General features: G+C 66.6%; 15 protein-coding genes and 1 pseudogene. 11 read left to right on the plus strand and 5 right to left on the minus strand.

Annotated elements, in window-relative coordinates; genetic code table 11:
• Positions 1 to 45: 45 nt before the first annotated feature.
• Positions 46 to 1620: a DEAD/DEAH box helicase gene (locus FA90_RS03480; RefSeq protein WP_036165965.1), complete on the minus strand. Its 1575-nt coding sequence runs from the start codon at positions 1618 to 1620 to the stop codon at positions 46 to 48.
• 430 nt (positions 1621 to 2050) lie between these two features.
• Positions 2051 to 3409 carry a transglycosylase SLT domain-containing protein gene (locus FA90_RS03485; RefSeq protein WP_036165968.1) on the minus strand — a complete coding sequence of 453 codons (1359 nt, stop codon included), beginning with the start codon at positions 3407 to 3409 and terminating at the stop codon, positions 2051 to 2053.
• 417 nt (positions 3410 to 3826) lie between these two features.
• On the opposite strand from FA90_RS03485, the gene FA90_RS03490 reads away from it, so the two are divergent.
• Both FA90_RS03490 and FA90_RS26175 read left to right on the plus strand, forming a co-directional pair.
• Complete coding sequence (locus FA90_RS03490; protein WP_036165972.1) at positions 3827 to 4396, plus strand: DUF1415 domain-containing protein; 570 nt, start codon at positions 3827 to 3829, stop codon at positions 4394 to 4396.
• A 124-nt stretch (positions 4397 to 4520) separates the two neighbouring features.
• Positions 4521 to 4697 (plus strand): annotated as a pseudogene (locus FA90_RS26175) (DUF1289 domain-containing protein); the annotation flags it as partial.
• A gap of 94 nt (positions 4698 to 4791) precedes the next feature.
• On the opposite strand, the gene FA90_RS03500 reads toward FA90_RS26175, so the two are convergent.
• Entirely contained in the window at positions 4792 to 5310 is a 519-nt protein-coding gene (locus FA90_RS03500; protein ID WP_036165979.1) for a DUF1993 family protein, read from the minus strand.
• Positions 5311 to 5534: 224 nt separating this feature from the next.
• Between FA90_RS03500 and FA90_RS03505 the strand changes: the two genes are divergently transcribed.
• Positions 5535 to 8750, plus strand: a complete 3216-nt coding sequence (locus tag FA90_RS03505; protein ID WP_051971371.1) for an EAL domain-containing protein — start codon at positions 5535 to 5537, stop codon at positions 8748 to 8750.
• Positions 8698 to 11019 carry a xanthine dehydrogenase family protein molybdopterin-binding subunit gene (locus FA90_RS03510; protein ID WP_081933616.1) on the plus strand — a complete coding sequence of 774 codons (2322 nt, stop codon included), beginning with the start codon at positions 8698 to 8700 and terminating at the stop codon, positions 11017 to 11019. Before FA90_RS03505 ends, FA90_RS03510 begins: the two co-directional genes overlap by 53 nt.
• Before the next feature lie 3 nt (positions 11020 to 11022).
• Here FA90_RS03510 and FA90_RS03515 read toward each other — a convergent pair whose 3' ends face one another.
• Positions 11023 to 11451, minus strand: coding sequence for a thioredoxin family protein (locus FA90_RS03515; RefSeq protein WP_036165982.1), 429 nt, complete (start codon positions 11449 to 11451; stop codon positions 11023 to 11025).
• A gap of 61 nt (positions 11452 to 11512) precedes the next feature.
• Here FA90_RS03515 and tsaB point away from each other — a divergent pair, with 61 nt between their 5' ends.
• The 4 genes from tsaB (at position 11513) to FA90_RS03535 (ending at position 14771) form a co-directional block, all read left to right on the plus strand.
• Positions 11513 to 12256, plus strand: coding sequence for a tRNA (adenosine(37)-N6)-threonylcarbamoyltransferase complex dimerization subunit type 1 TsaB (tsaB, locus tag FA90_RS03520; protein WP_036165985.1), 744 nt, complete (start codon positions 11513 to 11515; stop codon positions 12254 to 12256).
• A gap of 107 nt (positions 12257 to 12363) precedes the next feature.
• Complete coding sequence (gene rimI / locus FA90_RS03525; RefSeq protein ID WP_051972091.1) at positions 12364 to 12807, plus strand: ribosomal protein S18-alanine N-acetyltransferase; 444 nt, start codon at positions 12364 to 12366, stop codon at positions 12805 to 12807.
• A 403-nt stretch (positions 12808 to 13210) separates the two neighbouring features.
• Complete coding sequence (locus FA90_RS27100) at positions 13211 to 13816, plus strand: uracil-DNA glycosylase (protein ID WP_239700522.1); 606 nt, start codon at positions 13211 to 13213, stop codon at positions 13814 to 13816.
• On the plus strand, positions 13785 to 14771 hold the full coding sequence (locus FA90_RS03535; RefSeq protein ID WP_036165987.1) for a DUF1853 family protein: 987 nt from the start codon (positions 13785 to 13787) through the stop codon (positions 14769 to 14771). The genes FA90_RS27100 and FA90_RS03535 overlap by 32 nt, the downstream gene beginning before the upstream one ends.
• 617 nt (positions 14772 to 15388) lie before the next feature.
• On the opposite strand, the gene lplT is transcribed toward FA90_RS03535, so the two are convergent.
• Positions 15389 to 16651, minus strand: coding sequence for a lysophospholipid transporter LplT (lplT, locus tag FA90_RS03540; RefSeq protein ID WP_036165990.1), 1263 nt, complete (start codon positions 16649 to 16651; stop codon positions 15389 to 15391).
• A 166-nt stretch (positions 16652 to 16817) separates the two neighbouring features.
• Between lplT and alr the strand changes: the two genes are divergently transcribed.
• The 3 genes from alr to pstS all read left to right on the plus strand — a co-directional run bounded on the left by alr (position 16818) and on the right by pstS (position 20973).
• Positions 16818 to 17933 carry an alanine racemase gene (alr, locus tag FA90_RS03545; protein WP_036165992.1) on the plus strand — a complete coding sequence of 372 codons (1116 nt, stop codon included), beginning with the start codon at positions 16818 to 16820 and terminating at the stop codon, positions 17931 to 17933.
• An 88-nt stretch (positions 17934 to 18021) separates the two neighbouring features.
• Positions 18022 to 19398 carry a DNA repair protein RadA gene (radA, locus tag FA90_RS03550; RefSeq protein ID WP_036165995.1) on the plus strand — a complete coding sequence of 459 codons (1377 nt, stop codon included), beginning with the start codon at positions 18022 to 18024 and terminating at the stop codon, positions 19396 to 19398.
• 531 nt (positions 19399 to 19929) lie between these two features.
• Positions 19930 to 20973 (plus strand): phosphate ABC transporter substrate-binding protein PstS, encoded by a 1044-nt coding sequence (gene pstS, locus FA90_RS03555; protein ID WP_036165998.1) that lies wholly within the window; start codon positions 19930 to 19932, stop codon positions 20971 to 20973.
• Positions 20974 to 21055: the final 82 nt, after the last annotated feature.

Here is a 21055-nt window from a genome sequence, read left to right on the forward strand (position 1 = left end):
CCTTTTTCATGATTCGACAGGGGCACGCGGCCCCTTCAAGTCCGATCAGCGATCGCCGAAGCTGCGGCGCGCCGCATCGGTCGAGCGCGGGTGGCCGAAGCCCGAACCCGAAGCCGAACGCTCGCGGCGCGGGCCGCCGTCGTTGCGGTAGCCGCTTTCACGACGCTGGCCGTTCGCGTCGCCGCGGTAGCCATTGCCCTCGGCACGGAAGCCGCCTTCACGACGCTGGCCTTCGCCTGCGAAACCGCCTTCGCGGCGCGGTGCGTCGCCGCGATAACCGCCTTCACGCGGCGCCGAAGCCGGTGCGCCCGGCTTCTGGAAGCTGCGCTGGCCGAACTTGGCCTGGCCGCCGCCGTTGTTGCGGCCGTCGCCCGGTTTCCAGCCCGGACGGTTGCCCGAGCGTGCCGGCGCCGAACGCTTCGGCTCGAAGCCTTCGACCACGTCGACCGGGATGGTCTGCTTGGTGAAGCGCTCGATGCGCTTGACGTTCATGCCTTCCGAGTGATTCACCAATGACACCGCGATGCCGTTGCGGCCGGCGCGGCCGGTACGGCCGATACGGTGCACGTAGTCCTCGGGGAACTTCGGCAGGTCGTAGTTCACCACGTGGGTGATGGTCGGCACGTCGATGCCGCGCGCGGCGACGTCGGTGGCCACCAGCACGCGCACCTGGCCGCGGCGCATGCCGTCCAGCGTGCGGTTACGCGCGCCCTGGTGCATGTCGCCGTGCAGCGCCGCGGCCGAGAAGCCGGCGATGTTCAGGCGGTCGGCGATGGTGTCGGCGTCGCGCTTGGTCGCGGTGAACACCACGGCCTGGTCCATCGACTCGTCACGCAGCAGGTGGTCGAGCAGGCGGTTCTTGTGCGACAGGTCGTCGACGAAGTGCACCTTCTGCGTGATGTTTTCATGGCGGTTGGCGGCGCTCATGATCTGAATCACTTGCGGATTCTTGGTGATGCGGCGCGCCATGTTGCCGACGACGCCATCCAGCGTGGCCGAGAACAGCATGGTCTGGCGCGAATCCGGGGTCGCGGCGACGATCTTTTCGATGTCGTCGATGAAGCCCATGTCCAGCATGCGGTCCGCTTCGTCCAGCACCAGCACTTCGAGCTGCGAGAAGTCGATCTTGCCCGACTCCATGTGATCGATCAGGCGGCCCGGGGTGGCGACCAGGATTTCCGGATTCTTGGCCAGCAGCTGCATCTGTTTCGGGTACGGCATGCCGCCCAGGATCGACACGGCGCGGATGCGGCGCATGTTGACGGTGTACTGTTCGGTGGCCTGGGTCACCTGCAGGGCCAGCTCGCGGGTCGGGGTCAGCACCAGCATTTTCGGCTGGGCTGCCTTGAAACGGACGCGCTCGCCGCGTGCCTTGGCGGCCTGCGCTTCCTGCGCAGGGGTACGGGCGGCCGGTGCCGGTTCCGTGTTGGCGAAGCGGTTCAGGGCCGGCAGCATGAATGCCGCGGTCTTGCCCGAACCGGTTTGCGACGAGACCAGCAGATCGCGGCCTGCGATGCCTGCCGGGATCGCCTGCTCTTGCACCGGGGTCGGCTTTTCGTAGCCGGCTTGTGCAACTGCTTGGACGATGGACGCGTGTAAGCCTAATGCTTCAAAACTCATTGTGTAATTTACTCTCGGTTTGGATCAGTGAGCGTCCACGCATTCAAAGGGCGGGACGCGGAATAGCAACGCGAGCCAACAATACGAAATGACTCAGAAACAAAAGAAATTTCGGCACAAAAGCTTTGCGCCGGGACGGTGCCATCTAGAGGAACCTGAAGCCTGCATGTTGCGGGTTTCGTCGGTTCACTCTCGGCACGCAGGGCGGGAGGGCTTATGAAAGGACATCCTCTTGGATGCCTGGGCTTGCGAAGCTGTTAAGGGTGCATCTGTCGCGGAGGGTTGTCTGCTCACGCGTTTTGCAACGCACAAACAACACTATACCGCAATTTTGGAAAGCGTGCACGGCGTATCGCAAAACGCGAATACCGCGCCGCGGCCTTTCGCGGCCGGGCGCGGTACTGCGCTGGAACACCGGAGTGAAACGATCTCAGCGGTGCTTGCGGCCGTTCTCACGGCTGGACTTGTGCGCGACGCGGCTCTTGATCTCGGCCATGGCATTGGCGGCGCTGGCCTTGAATCGTTGCATGCCGGTCAAGGGGCGACCCTTGCGCTTGCTGTCGCCGCGGTCGGCTTCGAGCGCGATCTGGGCGTTCTCGACGATGTTCTCGGTGATGTCGTTGTCGGCGCTGGCGCTGGTCTTGGGCACCAGGATGGTCGAGCCGGCCTTCAGGCGCATCTGCGGCGGAATGTTGTTGGCCTGGCGGATGACTTCCGGCGTCGTGTTGAATTTCGAGGCCAGCGAGGCGATCGATTCCTTGGCGCCAGTGATCTTGTGCGTGGTCCAGGTCGACAGCGCGTGACCCCATTGCGCCAGGTTCAGGTGGAACTTCTCGGCGTTTTCCTTCGGCAGCAGGATCTGCGAATCGCCGGCGATGACCGGTTTCTTGAACTGCGGATTCAGGGCCTTGAATTCGTCGACCGACATCTCGGCCAGCTGGGCGGCCACGGCCAGGTCGATGTCCGAGGTCTTGTCGACCGTGGTGAAGTAGGGCTGGTTGTCGATGTTCGGCAGCGAGATGCCGTACTGCGCCGGGTTGGCGATGATGTTCTTGACCGCCTGCAGCTTGGGCACGTAGTTGCGCGTCTCGGCCGGCATCGAATCGGCCAGGCTTTCGAAATCGGTGGGCTTGCCGAGCGAGCGGTTTTTCTGGATCGCTTTCTGGACGTTGCCTTCGCCCCAGTTGTACGCCGCCAGGGCCAGCTGCCAGTCGCCGAACATCGTGTACAGGCGCTGCAGGTAGCTGAGGGCGGCATCGGTCGAGGCCAGCACGCCGCGGCGCTCGTCCTTGAACATGTTCTGCTGCAGGTTGAAGTCGCGGCCGGTGCCCGGCACGAATTGCCAGATGCCGGCGGCATCCTTGTTCGACAGCGCCTGCGGGTTGAAGCCCGACTCGATCACCGGCAGCAGGGCCAGTTCGGTCGGCATGCCGCGCTTTTCCAGTTCCTGCACCACGTGGTACAGGTAGAGCGAGGCGCGCGTCGAGGTGCGCACCAGGGCGTCGGGGCGGGCGGTGAACAGCTGGACGTCTTTCTCGACCAGGCTGTTGTTGATGTCGGGGATGGCGTAACCGCTGCGGATGCGGGCCCACAGGTCCGGATCCTTGTAATCGTCGGCCTTGGCCGGGGGCAGGGTTGGGATGGCTTTTGCCATCACCGCCGGGGCAGCATTGGTTTGCGCGATCGGGCTCGGGGCGCTGTCGGCGGCATGGCCGATCGCCGGGGCTGCCAGGGTGGGCAGCAGGAGCGCGGCGGCCAGAGCGTAAGTGGAGCGAGTCGTTTCGTACATGGCTTTCCAGTGTTGCGTTCAGGAACGTCAGACTGACGAGTGAAGTCGGAGTGTACGGACCAGTTCGTTAGCGAGTCAAGAAATATGTCGGCTCGGTTACAAAAAACTTTGGCTAGAAATTTTGCTAATAAAGTCTTTTGATAAGGTAAATACAAGGGGAGTATGGGGTAAGTATGCTTCTGTGATGTTGCCATACCCCCGGGTGTATGAGGATTTTTGGAGGCGCAGGCACATTCGTCGAAATATTTTTTATTACCAATTTTTCAACGTCATTTTCTACCCTGGACGAGTAATACCAGCGTGCCCGGCCATGCATGCCAAGTTAGCGTGCCTTGCCCGTCCGTCTATGAGAGGACGCAAAGTCCGCGTACAATGCGATCTCTGCGCACCTGATTTTGTATTTTTGGAAAGCACCACATGAGCACTCCCAACCTCAACGCGGACGACGACGCCATCGTCGCCGCCACCCGGCGCTGGGTCGAGCGCGCCGTCATCGGCTTGAATCTCTGTCCATTTGCCAAGGCGGTGTACGTGAAGGAGCAGGTGCGCTTCGTGGTCTCGCCGGCGCGCACCCCCGAGGCGCTGCTGGAAGAATTGATGAACGAGCTGCAGGACCTGGCCGACACCGATCCGGAAAAGGTCGACACCACGCTGTTGATCCATCCCTTCGTGCTGAACGATTTCCTGGACTTCAACGAATTCCTCGATGTGGCCGACGCGGCGATCGAAGACATGCAGCTCGACGGCGACATCCAGGTCGCGAACTTCCACCCGGACTACCAGTTCGCAGACACCGATGCGAACGACATCGGCAACTATACCAACCGCGCGCCATACCCGATCCTGCAGCTGCTTCGCGAGGACAGCATCGAGCGCGCCGTGGAAGCGATTCCGGACGCCGCCGAGATCTTCGAAAAGAACATCGACACCCTCGAAAAGCTCGGCCACGAAGGCTGGGACAAGCTCGATGTCGGACCAGCACGCTGATCAGGCAGCGGCAGGGACGCCGGAGTGCCCGTCCGGGGCTCCTGTAGGCCCTGTCGGGCCTCCTGTAGGCCCTGTCGGGCCTCCTGTAGGCCCTGTCGGGGCTCCTGTACGCCCTGTCGGGGCTCCTGTACGACCCGACACTCCCTGTGTCGCCGTGTGCTCCACCACCTTCGACGAGATCTGCCGCGGTTGCGGGCGCACCGTGGTCGAAGTCGCGCACTGGGTCTCGATGACGTCCGACCAGAAGGAAGCCGTATGGGTGCGCATCCTGGCGCAGGGCTATCCGCGCCGTAACACCTGAGCCGGTCCGCGTACCGGATCCGCATATTCGATAAAGGCCGGCCGCGCATCGAGCGGGCCGGCCTTTTTTTCGTCTCTATATTAGAGCACGCCGGTCAGTGGGTGCCGACGAAATCCTTCTTGCCGATATCCAGCCCGTTATGGCGCAGGATGTCGTAGGCCGTGGTCGCATGGAAGTAGAAATGCGGCAGGGCGAAATGCAGCAGGTAGGTTAGGCCCTTGAACTGGCGCTGGTTCTCGCCGGTGCCGATGGTGATGTCGCGCGCGCCGCCGGCGTCGATCGCCTCGCGCGGCACGCCGTCGATGAAGGCCAGGGTCTTTTCCAGGCGCGCCTGCAGGCCGGCGAAGTCGTGCTCGACGTCGTCGTAGCGCGGCACCTCGACGCCGCCCAGGCGCGCCGCCGCGCCCTTGGCGAAATCGGTTGCCAGCTGCACCTGGCGCACCAGCGGGAACATGTCCGGGAACAGGCGCGCCTGCAGCAGGGCGTTCGGGTCGAGCTTCCTGGCCGCGACGTGGTCTTCGGCCTTTTTCAGGATGGTCGACAGGCTGGTCAGGATCTGGCGCAGGACCGGAACCGAAGCGGTGTACAGCGAAATATCGTACGACGTGCTCATGCACTCTCCTTTGCAAAGACCGCGATCATAGCAACAATCCGGCTGCGCCGCCGGCCGGCGCGGCCGTGCGCCGGGCGGGACGTGGCGCACAGGTAACGCGACACCAATTGACACGACCGCATGTCGACATTTTTACTGACTTGAGGCAATTAACTCGGCATAATCAGTATTTATTGAAATATCATAATTATTGTCAGCGCTGCAATTCAACCTCCTCGCTCCCCATGCCCGCCACCGAACTCCTCGACCTCAGCGCGTCCCGTGCCTTGCCGGGCCGCCTGGCGCGGCTGGCGCGCCTGAGCGGCCAATCGCTGTACGGCGCGCTGCTGCTGATGGCCCTCGGTGGCCTGGCGCTGCCGGCCCTGGTCGGCGGCTACTTCCTGCTCGGCGTGCAGGAGCAGCAGTCCGCACGCCATGAACTGAACGAGTCGCTCCAGCGCAATGCCGACATCCTGGCGCTGGGGATGCAGGAATCGCTGTGGAACATGAACCTTGACGCCGCCAGTTCGCTGGTCGATTCGCTGATGCGCGACCCGGCCGTGCTGCACGTGCACGTGCAGGCCCAGGGCGACGCCGACTTCCTCGACCGGCGCGCCGGCGTGAGTCCGGGCGGGCACGTGCTGCACGCCGAGCGCGAAGTGGTGGTGCACGGCCAGCCGATCGGGCGCGTCGCGGTCGAGATGGACGACAGCCGCAACCAGCAAAGCCTGCGCGCCAAGCAATGGCGTTACGCGATGGTGCTGGGCGGGCAGCTGGCGGTGTCGCTGCTGCTGATCATGCTGCTGCTCAGGCGCCGCCTGGTGGCGCCGCTGGGCACGCTGATGGCGTTTTCCGATCGCCTCTCGCAGGGCCGCTTTGACACGCCGCTGGCGCTGGCCAGCCGCGACGAACTGGGCCGCCTGGGCCGCCAGATGGAGCGCATGCGCATCGCGATCGGCGAACTGTTCGAGGACATCGGCCGGCGCGAGGAACGCTTTCGCAGCATCGTGACCCAGGTGCCGGGCGCGGTGTTCCGCGTGCGTCCGGGCGGCGCCATCGACTTCGTCAGCGACGCCATCGAAGCGATCTCCGGCTATCCGGCGCAGCGCTTCATCGGCGCCTCGAGCGACCGCTGGAGCGACATCATCCGCCCCGAGGACCGGCGCCAGCACTATCGCACGATCAAGGAGGCGATGCTCGACGTGCGTGCGTACGAGATCGAATACCGCATCGTCGACGCCAACGGCATCGAGCGCTGGCTGCTCGAGAGCGGCCAGCCCGCCGCCTTCGATGGCGAGCAGGTGTACTGGATCGACGGCATCATTTCCGACATCAGCCAGCGCAAGGACAACGAGATGCGCATCGAGGCGCTGCTGGCCGAGCAGGACGCCGTGCTGGACAACGTCATGTTCGGCATCGTGCACGTACGCGCGCGCCGCGTGGTGTCGACCAACCGCCGCTTCGAGGCCTTGTTCGGCTACCGCGAAGGCGAGCTGGCCGGCGAGTCGATCGGACGCCTGTTCCCCGACGAGACCGATTACCGCCAGGGACTCGAGGCCAGCTATCCGCCGCTGGCGCAGGGCGGCGACTACAGCGACGAGCGCCAGTTCCGGCGCGCCGACGGCAGCCTGGTGTGGTGCACGGTGAGCGGGCGCGCGCTCGATGCCGAACGCGTCGACGCCGGCAGCATCTGGGTCTTCGCCGACGTCACCGAGCGCCGCCAGGCCGAGGAAAAGCTGCGCCTGTCGGCCACCGTGCTGGAACACATCGCCGATGGCGTGATGGTGCTCGACGTGCACGGCCGCATCGTCGCCACCAACCCGGCCTTCACGCAGATCACCGGCTATACCGAAGCCGAGGCGCTCGGCACCCATTCGAGCCTGACGCGGGTGAATCATCCGGGCCACTCGGCACTGTGGCGCGACATCGAGGAAACCGGCTTCTGGCGCGGCGAGACCTGGAACCGCCGCAAGAACGGCGAGGCCTACCTCGAATGGCTGACCGTGTCGACGGTGCACCACGACGCCGGCGCCGTCACCCATTACGTGTGCGTGTTCAGCGACGTCACCAAGGCGCGCGAATCGCAGGAGGAGCTCGATCACCTGGCGCACCACGACGCGCTCACCGGGCTGCCCAACCGCTTGCTGTTCCACGACCGCCTGGAACACGCGATGGTGCGCGCGGCGCGCTGCGAGCGCCCGCTGGCGGTGATGTTCATCGACCTGGACCGCTTCAAGACCGTCAACGACACGCTTGGCCACCACGTCGGCGACGAGCTGCTCAAGCAGGTCGCGCACAACCTCTCAGGCTGCCTGCGCGAAGGCGACACGCTGGCGCGCCTGGGCGGCGACGAGTTCATCGTGATGCTCGAGGACGTCGACGGCGAGCACGGCGCGGCCCTGATCGCGGAAAAGCTGATGGCGTTGTTCGAGCGCCCGGTGCTGTTGTCGGAGCATGAGCTGTTCGTCACCGGGAGCGTCGGCATCAGCCTGTTTCCGCAGGATGCGAGCGACCTCAACGTCCTGGTGCGCAACGCCGATGTCGCTATGTACCAGGCCAAGGCGCGCGGGCGCAACGGCTACCGGTTCTATGCGCCGTCGATGGATGGCGAAGGCGTCGAGCGCCTGCGCCTGGAAACGCTGCTGCGGCGCTCGATCGAGCGCGGCGAGATGCGCCTGGCCTACCAGCCTCAGGTGGCGATCGAGGGCGACGCCGAGGGCGGGCGCCTGCTCGGTGTCGAGGCCCTGGTGCGCTGGCATAATGCCGAGTTGGGCGAGGTGCCGCCGGAGCGCTTCATTCCGCTGGCCGAGGACATCGGCTTCATTGCCCAGCTGGGCGGCTGGGTGCTGGAGGAAGCATGCCGCCAGATGGTGGCGTGGGAGCGCGCCGGCCTGGCGGTGCCGAAGATGGCGGTCAACCTGTCGGGACGCCAGTTCGACCGCGGCAGCATCGCCGGCCAGGTGCACCAGGCGCTGCTCGATACCGGCCTGGCGCCGCCCCGCCTGCAGCTCGAGGTGACCGAGTCGGTCATCATGAACACCGCCGACGCGCTTTCGTTCATCAACGACCTGCATGCGCTCGGGGTCGAGCTGGCGATCGACGACTTCGGTACCGGCTACTCTTCGCTGGCCTACCTGAAGCAGATGCCGGTGCAGACGCTGAAGATCGACCGCAGCTTCATCCGCGACATCGCCGGCGATGGCGTCGATGAGGCGGACGACCGCGCGATCGCCAGCGCCATCATCCAGCTCGGCAAGAGCCTGGGCCTGGCGGTGATCGCCGAGGGCGTCGAGAGCGAGGCGCAAGCCGCCTTCCTGCTGCGCCACGGCTGCAACCGCGCGCAGGGCTATCTGTACGGCCGGCCGATGGCGCCGGACCGCTTGTTGGAAGAATGGAGACCAGATCACGATGCGAGACGCGAGCAGCCCGGAGCCGGGCGAGGAGAAGCCGGTCCGGCCTGAGCCGGCCGCGAAGACCGGCCGGCGCGCCTTCCTGCTGGGCGGGCTGGCCCTGGGCGGCGCGCTGGTGGTCGGCTGGGGCGTCGCGCCGCCGCGCCAGCGCCTGCGCGCGGCGAGAAAGCTGGCGCTCGAATCGGGCGCGGTGGCGCTCAACGGCTGGGTCGCGATCGCGCCCGACGGCACGGTGTCGGTGGTGGTCCCGCGCAGCGAGATGGGGCAGGGCGTCACGACCGCACTGCCGATGCTGCTGGCCGAGGAACTCGACGCGCCCTTGGCGTCGGTGCGGATCTCGCAGGCGCCGCTCGACAAGATCTTCGGCAACCTGGCCGTCATGCGCGACAACCTGCCGTTCCGCCCGGACGACCGCGGCAGCGTCAAGCAGGGCGTGCGCTGGGTGATGGGCAAGGTCGGGCGCGAGCTCGGCATCATGTTCACCGGCGGCTCGACCAGCGTCAAGGACGCCTGGCAGCCGATGCGCGAAGCCGGCGCGGTCGCGCGCGCGATGCTGCTCGCGGCCGCGGCCGAGCGCTGGAACGTCGACGCCGCCGGGCTGCGCACCGAAGACGGCAACGTGCTGCACCCGGACGGGCGGCGCATCTCGTACGGCGCGCTGGCGGGGCGCGCAGCCGTGGTCGGCGCCAGCATCGGCGTGGACGACATCAAGCTCAAGTCGCCGCGCGACTTCAAGTTGATCGGCAAGCCGGCGCCGCGCCGCGACAGCGCGATCAAGGTCGACGGCAGCGCGCTGTTCGGCATCGACGCCCGCCCGGAAGGCTTGCTGTACGCGGCCCTGAAGATGGCGCCGGCGCTGGGTTCAAGCGTGGCGTCGTTCGACGCGGCCAAGGTCCTGGGCATGCCGGGCGTGCTCGAGGTGGTCGACGTCTCGAACGCGGTGGCGCCGCTGTCGGGCGCCGGCGCGGCGGTCGCGGTCGTGGCCGGCAGCTGGTGGCAGGCCAGGCAGGCGGCGCAGGCGCTGCCGGTGAGCTGGCGCGCAGGTCCCGATGCCTCCCTGTCGAGCGAGGCGCTGTTCGCCGCGTTTTCGAAAAGCCTGGACCAGGAATCGGGCTACTGTTTTGTTGACGAAGGCAGCCAGGACGTGGCCGGCGCCGAGACGACGGTCCACGCCGAGTACCGCGCGCCTTTCCTGGCGCACGCCGCGATGGAGCCGCTCAACTGCACCGCCCAGATGGTGGACGGCAAAGTCAGGGTCTGGACCTCGACCCAGGTGCCGAGCGTGGCCGCGGACGCGGCCGCCAAGGCGGCCGGGGTCGGGCGCGACGACGTCACGGTCGAGGCGATGCTGCTGGGCGGCGGCTTCGGGCGGCGCCTGGAAGTCGACATGGTGGCGCAGACGGTGGCGATCGCCAAGGCGTTGCGCGGCCGCCCGGTGCAGCTGATCTGGACGCGCGAGGACGACGTCCAGCACGACGTCTACCGTCCGGCGGCGCTGGCGCGCTTTACCGCCAGGCTGGGCCAGGGCGGGCGTCTGCTGGCCTGGGACAACCGCTCGGTCAGCGGGGCGATCGGCCACCAGTACTTCCCGCGCGCGCTCGGCCTGCCCGGCTTGGGGCCGGACAAGACCACTGCCGAGGGCGAATACGACATGCAATACGCCGTGCCGAACCTGCGCGTGGCGCACGTGACGGTGGACAGTGCGGTGCCGATCGGCTACTGGCGCTCGGTCGGCCACTCGCACAATGCCTTCTTCAAGGAGAGCTTCATGGACGAGGTCGCGCACGCGGCCGGCAGGGACCCGGTCCTGCTGCGGCGCGAGCTCCTGGCGGACCATCCGCGCCACCTGGCGGTGCTCGACGCCGCCCTCGCGCGCGCGGGCGACGCGCCGGCGCGACGCGCGCACGGGGTGGCGCTGCACCAGTCGTTCGGCACCATCGTGGCGCAGGTGGCCGAGGTGTCGGTCGAGGGCGGGGACATCCGTGTGCACCGCGTGGTGTGCGCGGTCGATTGCGGGATCGTGGTCAATCCGAACATCGCGGCCCAGCAGGTCGAAGGTGCCGTGCTGTTCGGGCTGTCGGCGGCGCTGGCGGGCGAGATCACGCTGCGCGACGGCCGCGTCCAGCAAACCAACTTCGGCGACTATCCGGTGCTGCGCATGGGGCAGGCGCCAGTGGTCGAGACGATCCTGATGCCCAGCGGCGAGCCGCCCGAAGGCATGGGCGAACCCGCGGTGCCGCCGGTGGCGCCGGCGGTGGCGAATGCGCTGTTCAAGCTGACCGGGCAGCGGCTGCGCAGCTTGCCGTTGAAACTGGCGTAAGGCTCAATCGTCGGCGTTGGCCAGCAGCGTGCGCAGGTTGCACGCTTGCTGCCAGCCACGCCGCTCTTCGTTCGAGCCGGCCAGGCGCGCCAGTTCGTCGGGCGCCAGCGCCGCCTTGGCCTGCACCAGGCGGTCGGCCACGTTGGGGTCGGGCAGCATGGTGCCGTAAAAGGCGACCACGTCGTCGCGCTGCAGCAGCAGGGTCGGGAAGTTTTCCACGTCGAGGTCGCCGACCACGCCGGCCTGGTCTTCGACGTCGATCCAGACGAAGGTCTTGTCGGGGTGGCGCGCGGCCAGCGCGTCGAAAGCGGTGCGGTAGGATGAGCACGTGCCGCACCAGGCGGCGCACAGGCAGGCGACGATCCAGCCGCCGCCGTCGAGGGCGGCGGTCAGCTGGTCGCGGTTGTCAAGCTCGAGAGTCAGGCTGGGCATGGACGGCATTTTACAACGATCGGCGCTTTTGGCGGGCCGGGGCGGCGGGTTAGAATACGGCATGCCGATCATCCTTGCCATCGAAACCTCGTCCGAACTGGCGTCCTGCGCCTTGTTGAACACCAGCGTGCCGTCTGCCGCCACGCGGCCGGCTGTCCTGGCGCGCGAATCCGCCAGCGTGCGTACGCACTCGCAAGCCATCCTGCCGATGGTGCAGGAACTGCTGCGCGAAGCCGGCGTGACGCTGGCGGACTGCGACGCCATCGCCTTCGGCGCCGGTCCCGGCTCCTTCACCGGTGTGCGCACCGCTTGCGGCGTGGCCCAGGGCCTGGCGTTCGGCGCCGGCCTGGCGACGCTGCCGCTGGTGACCCTCGAAGCGATGGCCGAGGCGTGCCGCGCGCGGTCCGGCGCAACCGAGGTCTTGACCGTGCTCGACGCGCGCATGGGCGAGGTCTACTGGGCCCAGTATCGCTGGGACGGTGGCTGGGAAATCGTCGCCGAGCCGGTGCTGTCGGCCCCTGGCGCGGTGGCGCCGCTGCCAGTGGCGGACGGCGCCGTGCTGGCTGCGTGCGGCAACGGTTTCGCGGCGTATCCGGAAGCATTTGCCGATCAGCCTTTCGCCGCCGCGGCCGATGCTTCGATCCTGCCGCACGCGCGCGAACTGGCCGTGCTGGGCGTGGCCGCGCTGGCGGCCGGCCGTGCGGTGCCGGCCGACGAAGCCCAGCCGATCTACCTGCGCAACAAGGTCGCCTACACCAGCGCCGAGCGCCAGGCGATCAACGCGGCCAAGGCGGGCGCGGCATGACCGGGCGGGAACTGGACGCCGGTCTGGCGCCGGCCCAGGCAACGCAGCCGGGCGCGGGGCAGGGCGCGGGGCAGGGCGTAAATCCGGGCCGCCTCCTGCTGCGCCCGATGGTCATGGCCGACGTCGACGCCGTGCACGCGCTCGAATGCAGCGTATTCCCGCATCCGTGGAGGCGCGCCAACTTCATCGATTCGCTGCGCAGCGGCTACGACGCCTGGGTGCTGGCCGACGCCGACGCGCAGGGCGCCGATGGCGCGCTGATCGGCTACTTCCTGTCGATGTATGCGGTGGACGAAGCGCACCTGCTCGACGTCGCGGTCAGCGCCGGCCGTCAGGGCGCGGGTCTGGGGCGATTGCTGCTGGACCGCATCGCCGCGCGCGCGCGCGACAAGGGCATGGCCACCATCTTCCTCGAAGTGCGGCCGTCGAACGAGCGCGCCCTGCAGGTCTACCGCCGATACGGCTATACCGAGATCGGCCGCCGCAAGGCTTATTATCCGGCGCATGAAGGCAAACGCGAGGATGCGATCATCATGAGGCTGGAACTATGAGCGCCTTCAGCGAACGCGACGCCGTCTTCCTGGCCGAGATGGGGCTGGCGCCGCTCTGGCGTCTGCGCGATGCGGCGGGGGCGGGCGATGTGGTGATCGACGCCGAGGCAGGGGTGCAAGCGGCCGCCGTCGCCGAGGCGCCCGCGCAGGCGCATCCACCTGCGCCCGTGCCCGTGGCTGCACCCGCAGCCGCACCCGCACCCGCACCCGCACCCGCACCCGCACCCGCACCCGCGCAAACGCAGGTGCCCGCGCCTGCGCCCGCGAGCGGCCCCGGCCGCTGCAGCGCGTCGCCCAGTCGGCCTCGGCCCTGGAGCCGGTCGTACCGCCGCCGGCCAACCCGGACGCCGCCTGGGACGACGACGCGCTGGCGACCGACGCCACGCCGGACGAGATCGCGGCCATGGACTGGGACCAGCTGCAGCTGGCGGTCGCCGCTTGCCGCCGCTGCAGCGCCTGCCGCGACGGCCGCGCGCCGGTGCCGGGTACAGGCGCCAAGACAGCGCGCTGGATGGTCGCGGCCGGCGCTTCGACTGCGGCCGACGAAAAGGCGCGCATCCCGCTGGCGGGCGACCCCGGCAAACTGCTCGACAACATGCTGAGCGCGGTCGGCCTGGCGCGCACGCGCGACGTCTACATCACCAATCTGATCAAGTGCCGCCCGACCACGGTCGCCGGGACCGAACGCGCGCCCACCGCGGACGAAGCGGCGGCCTGCCGTCCCTTCCTCGAGCGCGAGCTGGTCCTCACCGGCGCGGAGACCGTGCTGACCCTGGGCCAGATCGCCGCCAACACGCTGCTCGGCCGCGCGCTGACCGAGCCGCTGGCCGGCGTGCGCGGCCAGGCCCATGCGCTGCAAGCCGGCGACAGGGGCGTGCACCTGGTCGCGACCCTGCACCCGGGCCAGCTGCTGCAGCGCGGACTCGACAAGGCATCGGTGTGGGCGGATCTGTGCCGGGCGCGCGCCGACGCTAGCAATGGTGGCAACCGCGGTGACCGGCCCGGCTGACAACTACCAGGCTGACTTCGAGCGCCGCTGGGGCCACCTGCGGCGCGCGCGGGTGCGGGCGCTGGCCTGGCTGCTCGACGCCCCCGACCTGCTCGACGCCCACGATCCGCACTGGGAAGGGCGCATCGCCAGCCTTGGCCCGGTGACGTTTGAAACCGAGCGCTGGCTGACCGAACTGGACGCCGATCCGGCCCCACTCGACGCCCTGCTCGGCGCCAAGATGATGACGCGCCTGGGCCTGTACGCCGAAAAACTGATGGCGCTGTATTTCGCCCACCAGGGCCGGCTGGTCGCGCATGGCGTGCAGGTGCGCGCCGCGCGCAACGACACGGTCGGCGAGTTCGACTTCCTGCTCGACGACGGCGCCGGTGGCCTGGAACACATCGAGTTCGCCACCAAGTTCTATCTATTGCAGGAAGGCGTGCACGGGCAGCTTGCCGATAGCTTCGACGCCTTCGTCGGCCCCAACCTGGCCGACAGCCTGGGCCGCAAGATGCGCAAGGTGTTCGACCATCAGCTGGAACTGGGCAAGCACCCGGCCGCCCGGGACGTGCTGCCGCGCCCGGTGACGAGTGCGAAGGCGCTGGTCAAGGGCTGGCTGTTCTATCCTGCCGGAACCTACCATGAACTGGCGCTGCGCGGCATCGCGGCGCGCCATTGCCGCGGCTTCTGGTGCGCGCTGTCGGAGCTGGATCGGCTGGAGGGGGATCGCTTCCTGGTGCTGCCGCGCCTGCGGTGGCTGGCGCCGTTCAGCGCCCAATCGGCGACCTGGATGCTGGACCGCTCTCGATTGCGCGCTGAACTCGAAGACCATTTCGCGCAGTCCAACGGGCCGGTGCTGGTCTCGCTGGTGGGCGAAGGGGAGGGCCGCATCGTCGAATTCGAGCGCGGCTTCATCGTGCCGGACGATTGGCGGACGCGTGCCGGTGAGCGCGGGGCGGCGCCGACGGTTTAAGACGAGTTTTCGCTTTGGCGAGCTGCAATTCATGCCTGATCGGATCGATTCGGCGGGAAGCGGACGTCTGTAGCATCTTCACTTATTCGATAGCACGGACAGGTGCCAGTAAAAAAGCCTCCGTGTTTAAATCTGCGTCGCTTTTCGTCGTCTGCCCGGTTAACACGACAACAGCAGGAGCCGGTATCGATTCCGAGCCATGCATTGTGCTCCCTGCTTTAACATCTGCTGTCGAGCTAGCTGACGCCATCAATCACGCTTTGGATAGTTCGCATGACGGATTCGCCCATCCTCTGAGCTGGAAAGGGCCGGCACCCCAAGATTGGCGGCTGCAGGCGTCAAAAGCGAGGCAGCATTTCAAAAGCAAGCGTCGCTCGTTTCCTTGATTACTGACGGGAAGACAATAACCTTCACGGCGCACCGAAATGGAGGAACGACAGGGCCGAACGAGGGTCAAGCGCATCGAGACGGCGGTGGACTTCGAAGGATTTATGCGGGACGTCGACATGCAGCGCAAACAGTTCCAGCAAGAGCAAGCGTAAATCGTCGTCGGCGGCGCGGACGGCCGCTCGATCACGGCGGCGGGCGGCGCGCGTTGGCCGACAAAGCGCCTCTGGTCAGTGCTTGTGCTCTTCGATCAGCGCCAGCAAATCGTGCTTGCGCTGGTTGTTGGCATGGCGCCGTCCGACCAGGTACATGATCGCGGCCAGCGAGAAGCCGAACAGCACGATGATCACGCTCAGGTGGACGTTCAGCGTGATCATGATCGCGTACACCGCCATTAAGGTCAGGATCGACAGGTTTTCATTGAAGTTCTGCACCGCGATCGAGTGGCCGGCGCTCATCAGGACGTGGCCGCGGTGCTGCAGCAGGGCGTTCACCGGCACCACGAAAAAGCCCGACAGCAGGCCGATGATCAGGAGCATCACGACCGCGATCTCGATGCGGTGCACCAGCGTCATGGCCATCACCACCACGCCCATCGCGATGCCGAGCGGGATCACGCTCAGCGCCTTGCGCAGCGGGATCAGCTTGGCGGCGAGCGCCGCGCCTACCGCCACGCCGATCGCGACCACGCCGATCAGCGTCGTCGCCTTGTCGAGCGGCATGTGCAGCGAGCGCTTGGCCCATTCCAGCACGATCAGCTGCAGCGCCGCGCCCGAGCCCCAGAACAGCGTGGTCACGGCCAGCGAGATCTGGCCCAGCCTGTCGTTCCACAGCGTCTTCGAGCACTCGGCGAAGTCGGCGATCAGCTTGGCCGGGTTGCGTTCCTGGTGTTCGTAGCGCGCGCCGGTGTCCGGAATGCGCAGGTTGAAGGCGGCGGCCAGTGCGTAGGTGCCGACCAGCACGGCGATCTGGGCCTTGGCCGGGGTGTCGATGCCGGTGTCGATGCCGGGCACGTCGAGGGTCATCAGCCAGGCGCCGCCGTGCGCGCTGACCAAAGCGCCGCCCATCACGGTGCCGAAAATGATCGACATCACGGTCAAGCCTTCGATCCAGGCGTTGGCGATGACGAGCTGCTCGGCCGGCAGCAGTTCGGTCAGGATGCCGTACTTGGCGGGCGAATACACGGCCGCGCCGAAGCCGACCACCGCGTACGCGGCCAGCGGATGCACGTTCAACAGCACGAGCGCGCAGCCGAACACCTTGATGAAGTTGGCGATGAACATCACACGGCCCTTGTTCATCGAATCGGCGAAGGCGCCCACGAACGGCGCAAGCAGGACGTAGAACAGCACGAACGACAGTTTGAGCAGCGGGGTCAGCGAAGCCGGGGCTTTCATCGCCGTCAGCAGACCGATCGCGACGATGATCAGCGCGCTATCTGCGAGCGACGAGAAAAACTGCGCCGCCATGATGGTATAAAAACCACGATTCATTCGATACGGTCGTTCTAAAAACATAGAGTGGGTTGCTTTATACCATGAAAGATCGGTTAGCCCAAAGATTGCACACCCTGCGGACGGGGCCTCCGGGTTCGCTCCGGCAACGGGCCGGGTACAATAAACCCTTCCGTTTTTTCGCTTCACCCCCATCTGTATCGCCATGCCACGCCCCTTGCACGCCACCATCCACCTCGACGCCATGCACCAGAACCTGGTCAGGGCGCGCAGCTGCACGCCGCTCTCGAAAATCTGGGCCGTGGTCAAGGCCAATGCCTACGGCCACGGCCTGGCGCGCGGCATGCGCGGCTTTGTCCAAGCCGACGGCCTGGCGCTGATCGAAACCGAGAATGCGCTCGAATTGCGCGAACTCGGCTGGGTCAAGCCGATCCTGCTGCTTGAGGGAATCTTCGACGCGTCCGACATCCCGCTGCTGGCCGAGCACAACATCAACAGCACGGTCCACTGCCTCGAGCAGATCAAGATGCTCGAATACACCAGCCTGTACCGGCCGATCGACGTGCACCTGAAGATGAATACCGGGATGAACCGGCTGGGTTTCCCGCCCGAAGACTTCCGAGCGGCCTACGCGCGCCTGCGCGCGATCCCGGGCGTGCGCAACATCACGCTGATGACCCACTTCGCGAATGCCGACGAGCTCGAGCATCCGCGCCTGTCGATCGCCGAGCAGGTACGGCGCTTCCGTCTCGGCGCCGACGGCCTGGCCGGCGAACGCAGCCTGTCGAACTCGGGCGGCGTGCTGCACCAGACCGAACTGCTCGGCGGCCAGTACGGCGAGCTGCAGAACGACTGGGTCCGGCCCGGCATCATGCTGTATGGCGGCACCCCGGGCGGGCGCGCGGCGGCCGACTTCGGCCTGCTGCCGACGATGACGCTGCGCTCCGAGATCATCGGCATCCAGCAGCTTGCCGCCGGCGACACGGTCGGTTACGGCAGCCGCTTCCAGGCCGACGGCCCGATGACGGTCGGCGTGGTCGCCTGCGGCTACGCCGACGGCTATCCGCGCCACGCCGCCCAGGACACCCCGGTCATCGTCGACGGCGTGCGCACCCGGCTGGTCGGGCGCGTGTCGATGGACATGATGACGGTCGACCTGACGCCGGTCGCCAATGCCCGCGTCGGCAGCAAGGTCACGTTGTGGGGCGACGGCCTGCCCATCGACGAGGTGGCCCAGGCCGCCGGCACCATCGGCTACGAGCTGATGTGCGCGCTCGCCGCGCGCGTGCGCGTGGGCGAAGGCCGCCTCGGTTGCGACTGAGCTGCAACCGAGCTGCAACTGAGCTGCAACCCAATTGCGACCGAGCTGCGCATACTAATTAATAGAACACTAGGGATTTCACATCGCCATGGCTAAATCACGAACCAGTTTCGTCTGTAACGAATGCGGCGCCGTCGCCAGCCGCTGGAGCGGCCAGTGCCCGGAATGCAAGGCCTGGAACACGATGACCGAGCAGGTCGAGAGCGCCGGACTGAACCGCATGTCGCAAACCCAGTTGCACAAGAGCCTGGCGCAGACCGCGCCGGTGCTGTCGCTGGCGGACATCGAGGCGATCGACGTGCCGCGCTTCGGCACCGGCATCGAGGAATTCGACCGCGTGCTGGGCGGCGGCCTGGTGGCGGGCGGCGTCGTGCTGATCGGCGGCGATCCCGGCATCGGCAAGTCGACGCTGTTGCTGCAGGCGCTGTCCAGCCTGGCAGCGACGCGCAATACCTTATATGTGTCCGGCGAGGAATCCGGCGCCCAGATCGCGCTGCGCGCGCGCCGCCTGCAGGTCGAGGCCAAGGAACTCAAGCTGCAGGCCGAGATCCAACTGGAAAAAATCCTCGGCACGATCGCCGACCTGAAACCCGACGTCGCCGTGATCGACTCGATCCAGACGCTGTATTCGGATGCGTTGACCTCGGCGCCCGGTTCCGTGGCCCAGGTGCGCGAATGCGCCGCCCAGCTCACGCGCGTGGCCAAGCAGACCGGCGTGACCATCATCCTGGTCGGCCACGTGACGAAGGAGGGCGCGCTGGCCGGTCCGCGCGTGCTCGAACACATCGTCGACACCGTGCTGTACTTCGAGGGCGACACGCAGTCGAGCTTCCGCCTGGTGCGGGCGATCAAGAACCGCTTCGGCGCGGTCAACGAGCTGGGCGTGTTCGCGATGACGGAAAAGGGCTTGAAAGGCGTGTCGAATCCGTCCGCCTTGTTCCTTTCACAACACGACACCCAGGTGCCGGGTTCCTGCGTGATGGTCACGCAGGAGGGCACGCGTCCGCTGCTGGTCGAGGTGCAGGCGCTGGTCGACGCCAGCCACCTGCCGAATGCGCGCCGGCTCTCGGTCGGGCTGGAGCAGAACCGCCTGGCGATGCTGCTGGCGGTGGCGCACCGCCACGCCGGCATCGCGGCGTTCGATCAGGACGTGTTCATCAACGCGGTCGGCGGCGTGAAGATCACCGAGCCGGCCGCCGACCTGGCCGTATTGCTGGCGATTAACTCGTCGATGCGCAACAAGCCGCTGCCGCGCGGGCTGGTGGTGTTCGGCGAAGTCGGCCTGGCCGGCGAGATCCGCCCCGCGCCGCGCGGCCAGGAGCGCCTGCGCGAGGCCGCCAAGCTGGGCTTTTCGGTGGCGGTGATCCCGAAGGCCAACGCGCCCAAGCAGGCGATCGAAGGCATGACCATCGTCGCGGTCGAGCGTATCGACCAGGCCTTCAACAAGCTGCGCGAACTGGATTGACGGGGCACCGGCTTGCCGGCGGGGTTGACGAAAGCGGCGAGTGCTGCGGGGATGCCCCGGGCCTCGCCGCTTTTCGTTTTGAAAGGCGCAACGGCCTTGCCGCTATTCGTGATAACGGTCGCGTAGTTTTCTGGAACAACCTGTTCCTTCGCAGATCGCCTCGAAGACGACCAGTCCGGCAATACCTGCCAGGACTCCTGAAATGACGATATCCATGAGCATGATGCAAAAACGCTGTTGAGCGAACCTCCACGACGCGATGCGTTGTACGGGAAAGAAATACGAAACAAGTCCTCCATGGTCACTTCGATCCCTTAAAACTAGCAGATCGCAGCGTACTTACAAGCGGCTCCGTCGAATATGACAGGCTGGTCGATTTATGTGACATGGGTAAGGTTCCACAGGCAACGCCAGAGGGGAGAGGCGCCAAACCGAGCTGTCATAAAAGGCGCGGGAACCTGTCATAAAGCCGTCATAATTGCCAATTACACTTCGCGCATCAATCGTGTCACCTACCTTAAAGGACTTGATATGCGCATGAAGCAACTGCTGGCCACTATCCTCATCGGCACCACCGCGGCGTTCGCGAGCACGGCGACGCTGGCGGCGGACATCACCGGCGCCGGCTCGACCTTCGCTTACCCGATCTACTCGAAGTGGGCGGAAATGTACAAGGCCAAGAGCGGCAACGGTCTGAACTACCAGTCGATCGGCTCGGGCGCGGGCATCAAGCAGATCAAGGCCAAGACCGTCGACTTCGGCGCCTCGGACATGCCGCTGTCGGTCGAAGAACTGAACGAAGCCGGCCTGATGCAGTTCCCGACCATCATGGGCGGCGTTGTCGCCATCGTCAACCTGGAAGGCGTCGCACCGGGCCAGCTGAAGCTGACCGGTCCCGTGCTGGCCGACATCTACTCGGGCAAGGTCACCAAGTGGAACGCAGCCGAAATCGCCGCCCTGAACCCGGGCGTCAAGCTGCCGGCCGAAGACATCACCGTCGTGCACCGTTCGGACGGCTCGGGCACTTCCTTCCTGTTCACCAACTACCTGTCGCAGACGAATGCCGATTTCAAGGCCAAGGTCGGCGCCGGCACCGCGGTGAAATGGCCTGTCGGCGTGGGCGGCAAGGGCAATGACGGCGTCGCCGCCAACGTCCAGCGCATCAAGGGCTCGATCGGCTACGTCGAGTGGGCTTACTCGAAGAAGAACAAGCTGACCCACACCCAGCTGAAGAACCACGACGGCGTGTTCCTGCAGCCGGACGACGACAACTTCAAGGCCGCCGCGGCCAACGCCGACTGGACGAAGGCGCCGGGCTTCGGCGTGGTGCTGACCGACCAGCCGGGCCAGAAGGCCTGGCCGATCACCGGCGTGACCTACGCCCTGGTGCACAAGCAGCAGGCCGACGCCGCCAAGGGCAAGGAAGTGCTGGGCTTCTTCGACTTCGCCTTCAAGAACGGGGCGGCCGCCGCGACCGATCTGGACTACGTGCCGATGCCGGAAGCCGTCACCAAGCTGGTCGAAGGTGCATGGAAAGCCAACCTGAAGGATGCTTCGGGCAAGGCGATCTACTGATCGAGTTGGACACCGAGTTGGTAACTGAGCTCCACCGTTACGCAAGATAACGGGCAGCGATAAACCCATCTGCCCGCACGGG

Origin of the sequence: Massilia sp. 9096 (genome assembly GCF_000745265.1) — a bacterium.
In the GTDB taxonomy this organism is placed as follows: domain Bacteria; phylum Pseudomonadota; class Gammaproteobacteria; order Burkholderiales; family Burkholderiaceae_D; genus Telluria.